The organism is Streptomyces sp. NPDC059456 (genome assembly GCF_042750055.1).
GTDB lineage: Bacteria > Actinomycetota > Actinomycetes > Streptomycetales > Streptomycetaceae > Streptomyces.
In genome coordinates this window covers 1-8,911 of sequence record NZ_JBHYVA010000336.1, presented here as the reverse complement: position 1 = coordinate 8,911, position 8,911 = coordinate 1, and the positions used below count along the sequence as shown (strand labels likewise).

The window sequence follows — 8,911 nt, the reverse complement described above, 5'->3', positions numbered from 1 at the left end:
GCCCCTGTGAGGGGACCCGCCCGCGCCGTGTGCACCGCGGCGTGCGGTCACCAGTAGTGGCGCCGGCCGCCGACCGCGTGCCCGACCGAGCCCAGGATCCACAGCACCGCGCCGACCACCAGCAGGATGACCCCGATGGTCCACAGGAAGGAGAGTCCGGTCAGGAAACCGATGAGCAGGAGGATCAGTCCGACGAGAATCATGCGATGCCTCGTTCTCACGTTGGGGACCGGCGGAACGGTTGAACCGCCGTGGCGCCTCGGACGGCGTGTACCCCCGAATCCCGTCCGTACCGGTGCCGTCCCCGACGAGGGCCGGCTGCGGTCGAGTTCGCTCCGTCCGCGGCCTCCCCCACCGCGTCGTCGTTCTCGTCCTGGGCGCTGAGCGGCTCGTGGACGAGGATGCCGAGGGCCACGCGGCTGCCGGCGGCGATGTCCGTGGTGTGCGGCGAGGATGGGGGGATGACCGACACCTTCACCACACGGACGCTCGACGTGACGACGGGCTCCGACGAGACCGTCCACGACCTGACCCCGGCGTGCGCGCAGTTCCTGCGGGACGCCGCCCGCGGCCGGGACGGGCTGCTCAACGTGTTCACCCCGCACGCGACGGCCGGGCTGGCCCTCATCGAGACGGGCGCCGGCAGTGACGGTGACCTGCTGGACGCGCTGCGCACGCTGCTGCCCGCCGACGACCGCTGGCGCCACCGGCACGGCTCCCCCGGCCACGGCCGCGACCACGTCCTGCCCGCCTTCGTGCCGCCCCACGCCACCCTGCCGGTGGTGGGGGGCGAGCTGGCGCTGGGCACCTGGCAGTCCGTGGTGCTGGTGGACACCAACCGGGACAACCCCCGGCGCACGGTGCGGCTGTCCTTCCTGGGCTGAGCGCATCGGGGCGGCGTCAGCGGCACCGGGCGGGAGCGGCGCCGGCACCGGAGTCGTCCCCGAGGGTGCGGCGGGCGCACCGGAGCACCATCGCGGCCAGGCCGCCGCCCGACCGGCAGCGGTTCCTCCTCGGCGCCGACGCTGCGCATGGGGGCCCTTTCGCTTGTCCTCCGTGCCGTTCCCTCCGGCGTGTGCCCGCTCGGGTACCGGCCGTCCGGGGCCTCATCCCGATGCCCGGCCCCGGCCCTGGCCTGCGGAAACGGCCCCGCGGGAGCGGTAGACGACGTACGGGCGGGCCAGGTAGCCGAGCGGTGCGGTGAAGGCGTGGACGAGGCGGCTGAACGGCCACAGGGCGAACAGCGTCATGGCGAGCAGCGCATGGACCTGGTACGGCAGCGGGGCGCCCGCCATGGCGGGGACGTCGGGGTCGAGGGCCAGGAGGGAGCGGAACCAGACGGACACGCCCATCCGGTAGTCGTAGGGGTGCGGGGCGAGGGTGGTCGCGGTGGCCGTCAGGCCGGCCAGCAGGACGGCGGCGAGGACGGGGTGGACGGCGCGGTCGCTGCGGCTCGTGCCGATGCGTACGGCGGGCACCCTGAGGCGCCGGTACAGCAGGATCGCCAGGCCGGTGACGGTGGCCAGGCCCGCGGCTCCCCCGACGAACAGGGCGTTGGCGTGGTAGACCGGTTCGCGGATGTGCAGGCGCTCGGTGAGCGATTCGGGGACGAGCAGTCCCACGACGTGCCCGCCGATCACGAAGAGCAGTCCGTAGTGGAAGAGCGGGGCGCCGATGCTCAGCAGCCGGTGCTCGTGCAGCTGGCTGGAGCGGGTGGTGAACCCGAAGCGGTCGTAGTGGTAGCGCCAGGCGGTGCCCGCGACGAGGACGACGGCGACGAGGTAGGGCAGCACGCCCCACAGGGCGGTGTGCACGTGGTTCATCGGCGGGTCTCCTCGGCCGGGGCTGCCTGCGGGCGCAGCGCGGGAAGGGGCAGCAGGCCCACGGTCTCGGTGGGCGGGCCGCTGCGCGCCAGGTGCAGGGCGGCCGCACGGTCGGCGGGCGAGGCTCCCGGCAGGGTGAGGCAGACGGCCTTGAGGACGTCGGCGTAGGCGCTCTCGTGGTCGGCCAGGGCCATCCGGAGCAGTTCGAGTGCGGCACGGTGTTCCCGGAGGGCCCCGCGTCCGGCTTCGGGGCTGCGGGCGGCGAACTCCAGGGCGAGCGGCAGGAAGTCGGGCAGTTCGTCCGCGGGTGGCCGCCAGCCGTGCTCGCGGTACAGCCGGCGCCAGCGCAGCAGGGCTTCGCCGCGGCGGCGGGTGTCGCCGTCCGTGTAGTACGTGAGGTGCAGGGTCCGGCGACGGCTGCGGTCGAAGGTGGTCACATAACGGGCGGACAGCTCCAGTTGCGGTACTCCGGCGACGGCGGTGCAGAACCGCAGCAGCAGCGCGGCCTCCTCACCGGGGACCTCGCGCAGACAGCTCCGGACGAGGCCGAGGCGCTGCGGCCAGTCCTCGTCGGGGTGCGACAGCAGCAGGGAGGCGGCCTGGTGGAGGGCGGCGGTGTGGGTCATGCCCGCCCCCGGCGGGGGAAGAGTCCGGTCGGGGTGCCCCGGCCGTTCCAGTTGAGCAGGTTGACGCGGCCGCTCAGCGAGCCGGTCGGCCCGGTGGCCCCGGGCGCGTTCACGGCTTCGGGGCCGGCGAGGGGGGCGTGGAAGGTGTCGGCGGTGTACATCCCGGGCCCGCCCTCGCCGTCGAGGCTGCATCCGGTGCCGGGGCCGGTATGTTCCTCGTGCCGGGAGTGCTCGGCGACGTACCCGGTCGGGATGACGTAGCGGTCCTCGTACTTGGCGACGGCGAGCAGCCGGTACATGGCCTCGACGGCGTCGCCGTCCATGCCGACGGAGCGGGCGATGGCGGGGTCGCGCTCCTCGCCGAGGTTGATGCGCCGCATGTGGGCGCGCATGGCGGCCAGGCGGCACAGCGCCGCCTCCACCGGGTCCGGGTCGCCCGCCGTGAACAGTTCGGCCAGGTAGCCGATCGGGATCCGCATCGAGTCGATCGCGGCGAAGAGCTTCGCCGGGTCCTCGCCGTCGTGTCCGGTGGCGGTCAGGGACTCCACGACGGGCGACAGCGGCGGGATGTACCAGACCATCGGCATGGTGCGGTACTCCGGGTGCAGCGGCAGCGCCACCTTGTACTCGCTGATCAGGGCGCGTACGGGGGACCGCCGGGCGGCCGTGATCCAGTCGTGCGGGATGCCCGCGTCCTCCGCCGCCTGCTGCACGGCGGGGTCGTGGGGGTCGAGGAAGCAGCCGAGCTGGGCCTCGTAGAGGTCCTTCTCGTCCGGTGTGGCGGCGGCGGCCCCGACCTTGTCGGCGTCGTAGAGGACGACCCCGAGGTAGCGCAGGCGGCCGACGCAGGTCTCGGAGCACACGGTGGGCTGTCCGGCCTCGATGCGCGGGTAGCACAGCGTGCACTTCTCGGCCTTGCCGGTGCGGTGGTTGAAGTAGACCTTCTTGTACGGGCATCCGGTCACGCACATGCGCCAGCCGCGGCAGCGGTCCTGGTCGACGAGGACGATGCCGTCCTCGATCCGCTTGTACAGGGCCCCCGAGGGGCACACGGCGACGCACGACGGGTTCAGGCAGTGCTCGCAGATCCGTGGCAGGTAGAACATGAACGCCTGCTCGTACTCCAGGCGGACCTTCTCGTTCATCTTCTTGAGGACGGGGTCGCCGGCCAGGTGCTCGGGGCCGCCGCCCAGGTCGTCGTCCCAGTTGGGGCCCCAGGTCACCTGGGTGGGACGGCCGTCGATGAGGGAGCGGGGCGCGGCGGTGGGGACGTCGTCGCCGAGCGGCGCGTTGATCAGGTTCTCGTAGTCGTACGTCCACGGCTCGTAGTAGTCGGCCAGGGAGGGCAGGCGCGGGTTGGCGAAGAGGGTGGCGAGCCGGCGGGCCCGGCCGCCGCTGCGCGGGACCAGCCGGCCGCGCTTCAGCCGCCAGCCGCCCTGCCACTTCTCCTGGTCCTCGTAGGAGCGGGGGTACCCCTGCCCGGGGCGGGTCTCGACGTTGTTGAACCAGGCGTACTCGCTGCCGGAGCGGTTGGTCCAGGTCTGCTTGCAGGTGACGGAACAGGTGTGGCAGCCGATGCACTTGTCGAGGTTCATGACCATGGCGACCTGCGCCATCACGCGCCCGATCGTCGCTTCGCTTCGGGGCATCAGTACGTGACCTCCTGGGAGCGGCGGCGGATGACGGTCACCGCGTCGCGCTGGTTGCCGGTGGGGCCGTAGTAGTTGGGGGCGAAGCAGAGCTGGGCGTGTCCGCCGATCAGATGGGTGGGCTTGATCAGCAGGCGGGTGAGGGCGTTGTGGACGCCTCCGCGCCGTCCCGTGGTCTCGGAGAGCGGTACGTTCACCATGCGTTCCTGCACGTGGTACATGAACACCGTGCCGGGCGGCATGCGGTGGGAGACGACGGCGCGGGCGACGACCACGCCGTTGGCGTTGACCGCCTCGATCCAGTCGTTGTCGGCGACGCCGATCGCGGCCGCGTCCTCGAGGCCGAGCCAGATCACCGGGCCGCCGCGGGCCAGGGTCTGCATCAGGAGGTTCTCCTGGTACTCGGAGTGGATGGACCACTTCGAGTGCGGGGTCAGGTACCGCACGGTCACCGACCGTGCGCCGTCCTGTCCCGCCTCCCGGCCCGGTGCGTCGCCGAGGGCGGCGAGGTCCAGCGGCGGCCGGTAGACGGGCAGTTGTTCGCCGTACTCGGCGATCCACTCGTGGTCGAGGTAGAAGTGCTGGCGGCCGGTCAGCGTGTGCCAGGGCTTGCGGTGCTCGGTGTTGACGGTGAAGGGCGCGTAGCGGCGGTCCGGTCCTTCCTTGCCGGACCATTCGAAGCTGGCGCCGACCTGCACCGGGCGGGCCTGGGTGTCGGAGAACACGATGCGCCGCTCGGCCAGCGAGGCGGCGAGTTCCTCCAGACCGCTCGCCGGTCCGCAGCGCACGCCCAGCTGCCGGAACCCCTCGGCGGCGACGCGGCCGTTCGTCGTGCCGGACAGGGCCAGGATGGCCTCGCACATCTTGACGTCCGTGTCGAGCAGCGGCCGGCCCCGGGCCGCTCCCTGCCGGGCCGTGCCGCAGCGTTCGGCGAGCCAGTGGGACTCCGGGGTGGTGTGCACGGTGATGCCGCGCACCTGCATGCCGTGTTCGTCGGGCACCGGCCCGAAGGCCGCCAGCTGGTCGGCGAGGGCGGTGTAGTCCCGTCTGACGAGCGTGTACCGGGGTGTGGTGGGGCCCTCGGCGGGGGCCTCGTCGGGCGTGTCGTGCTGCAGGGCCGTGGCGACCAGGTCCCAGGCGTCGTCCAGGCGGCCCCGGGCCAGTTCGGCCACCTTCCCGGCGATGCCGTGGAAGATCTCGAAGTCGGTGCGCGCCTGCCACGGCGGGTCGATCGCCGGTGAGAAGGCGTGCACGTAGGGGTGCATGTCCGTACTGGACAGGTCGTGCTTCTCGTACCAGGTCGCCGCCGGCAGGACGAGGTCGGCGAACAGGGTGGTGGAGGTCATCCGGAAGTCGAGGGCGAGCAGCAGGTCCAGCTTCCCGCGCGGTGCCTCGTCGTGCCAGGCCACCTCCCGCGGGCGGTGTTCCTCGGGCGCCGGCGCGGCCGAGGCGTTGTCGTCCGCGCCCAGCAGGTGCCGCAGGAAGTACTCGTTGCCCTTGGCGGAGGAGCCGATGAGGTTGGCCCGCCACACCGTCAGCACGCGCGGCCAGTTCGCGGGATCGTCGGGGTCCTCGCAGGCGAACGCGAGCCGGCCCGCCTCGCGCTGCCGGTCCACCCACCCCGCGGGCTCCATGCCGGAGGCGCGGGCCTGGCGGCCCAGCTCCAGCGGGTTGGCCGAGAACGTGGGGTAGGACGGCATCCAGCCCTGCCGCACCGACCGGGCCACCAGGTCCGCCGTGTGCGCGCCGGCGAAGGTGCCGCGGGCCGTCGGCGCGGTGAGCGCGTCGGCGCCGAACCCCTCGTAGCGCCACTGGTCGGTGTGCAGGTACCAGTACGGTGTGCCCGCCATCTGCCGGGAGGGCCGTACCCAGTCGGATGCGGTGGCCAGCTGCTGCCAGCCCGCGTACGGCCGCACCTTCTCCTGGCCCACGTAGTGCGCCCAGCCGCCCCCGTTCACCCCCTGGCAGCCGGTGAGCAGGAGCAGGGACAGGAAGGAGCGGTAGATGGTGTCCGAGTGGAACCAGTGGTTCGTGCCCGCACCCATCACGATCATGCAGCGGCCGCGGGTCTGCTCGGCGGTCCGCGCGAACTCCCGTGCCGCGCGCACCACCGCGCCCGCGGCCACGGAGGTGATGGCCTCCTGCCAGGCGGGGGTGCAGGGGACGGAGGCGTCCTCGTAGGAGGCCGGCCACTGTCCGTCGAGTCCGCCGCGGCCCACCCCGTACTGGGCGAGCATCAGGTCGAACACGGTCGTCACCAGGCGGTCTCCGAGGCGCTGGACGGGAACGTCGCGTTCCAGCGTCGCTCCCTCCTCGTCGAACCGGGGCAGGACGACCTTCGCGGTCGGCCCGTCCGCGCCGTCGTAGAGGCTCAGGCGCGGCTCGATGCCGCCCAGGTCCAGGTTCCAGCGGCCCTCGCCGAACTTCGACCAGCGGTCCCCCAGCGTCCCGTTGGGCACCACCGGCGAGCCGGTGACGGCGTCCAGCAGGACGGGCATCCACCGGCGCGCCGCCTCGTCCGGCGCCTCCCGGGTGTGGCGCAGGTCCGCGGCCGTGACGAAGCGGCCCGGGACGTGCCGGCCCGGTTCCCGTTCCTCCAGTTCGATCAGGAACGGCAGGTCGGTGAACCGTTTCACGTAGTCGGTGAAGTAGGGCACCTGCCGCTCGACGAAGCACTCCTTGAGGATCACGTGCCCCATCGCCATGGCCATGGCGCCGTCGGTGCCCGGGTGGGGGTGGAGCCATTCGTCGGCGAACTTGGTGGCGTCCGCGTAGTCGGGCGAGACGACCACGACCTTCTGTCCGCGGTAGCGCGCCTCGGCCATCCAGTGGGCGTCGGGGGTCCTGGTGACGGGGACGTTGGAACCCCACAGCATCAGGTAGGCGGCGTCCCACCAGTCCCCGGACTCCGGTACGTCGGTCTGGTCGCCGAAGACCTGCGGTGACGCGATGGGCAGGTCCGCGTACCAGTCGTAGAACGACAGCATCGGTGCGCCGATCAGGGCGTGGAACCGGGCCCCGACGGCGTGCGAGGCCATCGACATCGCCGGGATCGGGGAGAACCCGGCGATCCGGTCGGGGCCGTGCGCGGCCAGGGTGTGGACGTGCGCGGCGGCGGCGATCTCCAGGGCCTCCCGCCAGCCGATGCGGACCAGGCCGCCCTTGCCGCGGGCCGCCTGGTAGCGCCGCCTCTTGTGCGGGTCCGTGGTGATCTCCGCCCAGGCCGCGACCGGGTCCCCGCCCAGGCGCTCCTTCGCCTCGCGGTACATCTCCACGAGCACGCCCCGGGCGTGCGGGTAGCGCACGCGGGTGGGCGAGTAGGTGTACCAGGAGAACGAGGCCCCGCGGGGGCAGCCGCGCGGTTCGTACTCCGGCCGGTCGGGCCCCGTCGTCGGGTAGTCGGTCGCCTGCGTCTCCCAGGTGATCAGGCCGTCCTTGACGTACACCTGCCACGAGCAGGAGCCGGTGCAGTTCACGCCGTGCGTGGAGCGCACCACCTTGTCGTGGGCCCAGCGCTCGCGGTACGGCGTGTCGTTGACCGCCTGGTCGGTGCGGAACACCGCCCGGCCGTCCGCCGTCCCGGGCGCTCGGGTGAGGAACCGGCCCGCCCGCAGCAGTCGGTCCGCGACGGCGTCCGCCGCGCGTTCTGTCGTAGCCCTGGCCCTGCCGCGCTTCACGTGGTGGCCCCTTCCGGAGACGGGCGCGGCCGGGCCCGTGCGGGATCCGGCCGACCGTGGGTGGGTCGTGCACAGGGTGCGTGCGCGGACACGTGTGACGCGGATCACTCGCCGCCGGTTGAATGGATCGAGAACGTACCTTGGCCCGCTCTTGGGAAGGGAACCCCGCCCGGCCTCCCCGGTTGGACCCGCAACGACCGGGTAGCCCTTCCACGGGGGCGACCGTCGCGTCCGCACCGCAGGAGAGGAGGAGCGGCCCATGCACTCGTTCGCACTGCCGCTGATCCCCACGGAGGAAGGCGGACTGCTCATCCCGGCCGAGCAGGTGACGGCCCTCCTGCGGGGAGTGGCCGATGACTGGGCTTCCGCGGTGGAGGACGGCTCCCCGGAGGCCGATCCCGAGACGGTCCGGGCCATGACCGAGGCCCTCACCCAGCTGGCCGACCAGATCGACGCGGAGTGCATCGCCTGCGCGTCACGGCCGGACCGGCAGCCCTGAGGCGCGCCCGGGCCGCGGGCGGACCCGGCGACGCGGGACGTACGCGGCGGCCCTCGGGCGCGGTCTGCTTTCGGACATCTGCGTGCCGATGGCGTGCGCTCGGGCGCAGGAGCCGATTTCCGGGGCAGACGAGGGGGTGACCGTCCCGGGCGTCACCCGGACGGCCGGACCGGCCGGCCGCAGGCGGCGCCGACCCCAGGAGGTTTCGCGATGCTGATCAACGTCACCCGTACCGGCGGGTTCGCGGGCAGGGAACGGACCGCTTCCCTCGACACGGAGTACCGCAGCGACGGCCCCGAACTGGAGTGGCTGGCCGAGCGGGCCCTGAGCGGCGAGTGCCCCGCGGACCGGGCACCCGTGCCGGACGGGTTCCGCTACGTCGTCCGTGTCGACGGCAAGCTGGTGGAGTTGAGGGATCCGTACCTGACCGACGAACAACGGCAGCTGATCACCGCGGTCCTGGGCGAGGGCGCCTGACCGTCACGCCCCACCACGCCCCGTCACGCCCATCCCGCCGGGCCGGTCCGCTCCGGTCCTCGAACTGGACCTCCCCGGCACCGGGGTGCACCACGCCGACGATCCGCGCCCCGCCTAGCTCGGGCACCACCCGGTCGGGGGGGGGGTGGACTACCACTAG

8 protein-coding genes are annotated in these 8,911 nt (G+C 73.0%); 3 read left to right on the top strand and 5 right to left on the bottom strand.

Features of this window, described 5'->3' with window-relative positions:
* Positions 1 to 47: 47 nt before the first annotated feature.
* A complete protein-coding gene (locus ACFXA3_RS25705; protein ID WP_385190598.1) occupies positions 48 to 203 on the bottom strand; it encodes a DUF6131 family protein in 156 nt (51 codons plus the stop codon).
* 258 nt (positions 204 to 461) lie between these two features.
* On the opposite strand from ACFXA3_RS25705, the gene ACFXA3_RS25700 reads away from it, so the two are divergent.
* The gene (locus tag ACFXA3_RS25700) at positions 462 to 884 is read left to right on the top strand and encodes a YjbQ family protein (protein ID WP_385190597.1); all 423 of its coding nucleotides are present in this window, start codon (positions 462 to 464) and stop codon (positions 882 to 884) included.
* A 222-nt stretch (positions 885 to 1,106) separates the two neighbouring features.
* Here the strand turns inward: ACFXA3_RS25700 and narI are convergent, their stop codons facing one another.
* The 4 genes from narI to ACFXA3_RS25680 are packed head-to-tail and all read right to left on the bottom strand — an operon-like array spanning position 1,107 to position 7,775.
* Entirely contained in the window at positions 1,107 to 1,823 is a 717-nt protein-coding gene (narI, locus tag ACFXA3_RS25695) for a respiratory nitrate reductase subunit gamma (RefSeq protein ID WP_385190595.1), read from the bottom strand.
* Entirely contained in the window at positions 1,820 to 2,449 is a 630-nt protein-coding gene (gene narJ, locus ACFXA3_RS25690; protein WP_385190593.1) for a nitrate reductase molybdenum cofactor assembly chaperone, read from the bottom strand. The genes narI and narJ overlap by 4 nt, the downstream gene beginning before the upstream one ends.
* Positions 2,446 to 4,098 carry a nitrate reductase subunit beta gene (gene narH, locus ACFXA3_RS25685; protein WP_385190591.1) on the bottom strand — a complete coding sequence of 551 codons (1,653 nt, stop codon included), beginning with the start codon at positions 4,096 to 4,098 and terminating at the stop codon, positions 2,446 to 2,448. Before narH ends, narJ begins: the two co-directional genes overlap by 4 nt.
* Entirely contained in the window at positions 4,098 to 7,775 is a 3,678-nt protein-coding gene (locus ACFXA3_RS25680; RefSeq protein WP_385190589.1) for a nitrate reductase subunit alpha, read from the bottom strand. Before ACFXA3_RS25680 ends, narH begins: the two co-directional genes overlap by 1 nt.
* 259 nt (positions 7,776 to 8,034) lie before the next feature.
* Here ACFXA3_RS25680 and ACFXA3_RS25675 point away from each other — a divergent pair, with 259 nt between their 5' ends.
* Positions 8,035 to 8,274 carry a DUF6213 family protein gene (locus tag ACFXA3_RS25675; protein ID WP_385190588.1) on the top strand — a complete coding sequence of 80 codons (240 nt, stop codon included), beginning with the start codon at positions 8,035 to 8,037 and terminating at the stop codon, positions 8,272 to 8,274.
* Positions 8,275 to 8,484: 210 nt separating this feature from the next.
* Positions 8,485 to 8,751, top strand: coding sequence for a protealysin inhibitor emfourin (locus ACFXA3_RS25670; protein WP_385190586.1), 267 nt, complete (start codon positions 8,485 to 8,487; stop codon positions 8,749 to 8,751).
* The last annotated feature ends 160 nt before the right edge of the window (positions 8,752 to 8,911 follow it).

What these genes read in the sequence shown, in the direction of transcription:
- ACFXA3_RS25705 (WP_385190598.1), bottom strand. Translation starts at nt 203, where the DNA reads ATGATTCTCGTCGGACTGATCCTCCTGCTCATCGGTTTCCTGACCGGA.
- ACFXA3_RS25700 (WP_385190597.1), top strand. Translation starts at nt 462, where the DNA reads ATGACCGACACCTTCACCACACGGACGCTCGACGTGACGACGGGCTCC.
- narI (WP_385190595.1), bottom strand. Translation starts at nt 1,823, where the DNA reads ATGAACCACGTGCACACCGCCCTGTGGGGCGTGCTGCCCTACCTCGTC.
- narJ (WP_385190593.1), bottom strand. Translation starts at nt 2,449, where the DNA reads ATGACCCACACCGCCGCCCTCCACCAGGCCGCCTCCCTGCTGCTGTCG.
- narH (WP_385190591.1), bottom strand. Translation starts at nt 4,098, where the DNA reads ATGCCCCGAAGCGAAGCGACGATCGGGCGCGTGATGGCGCAGGTCGCC.
- ACFXA3_RS25675 (WP_385190588.1), top strand. Translation starts at nt 8,035, where the DNA reads ATGCACTCGTTCGCACTGCCGCTGATCCCCACGGAGGAAGGCGGACTG.
- ACFXA3_RS25670 (WP_385190586.1), top strand. Translation starts at nt 8,485, where the DNA reads ATGCTGATCAACGTCACCCGTACCGGCGGGTTCGCGGGCAGGGAACGG.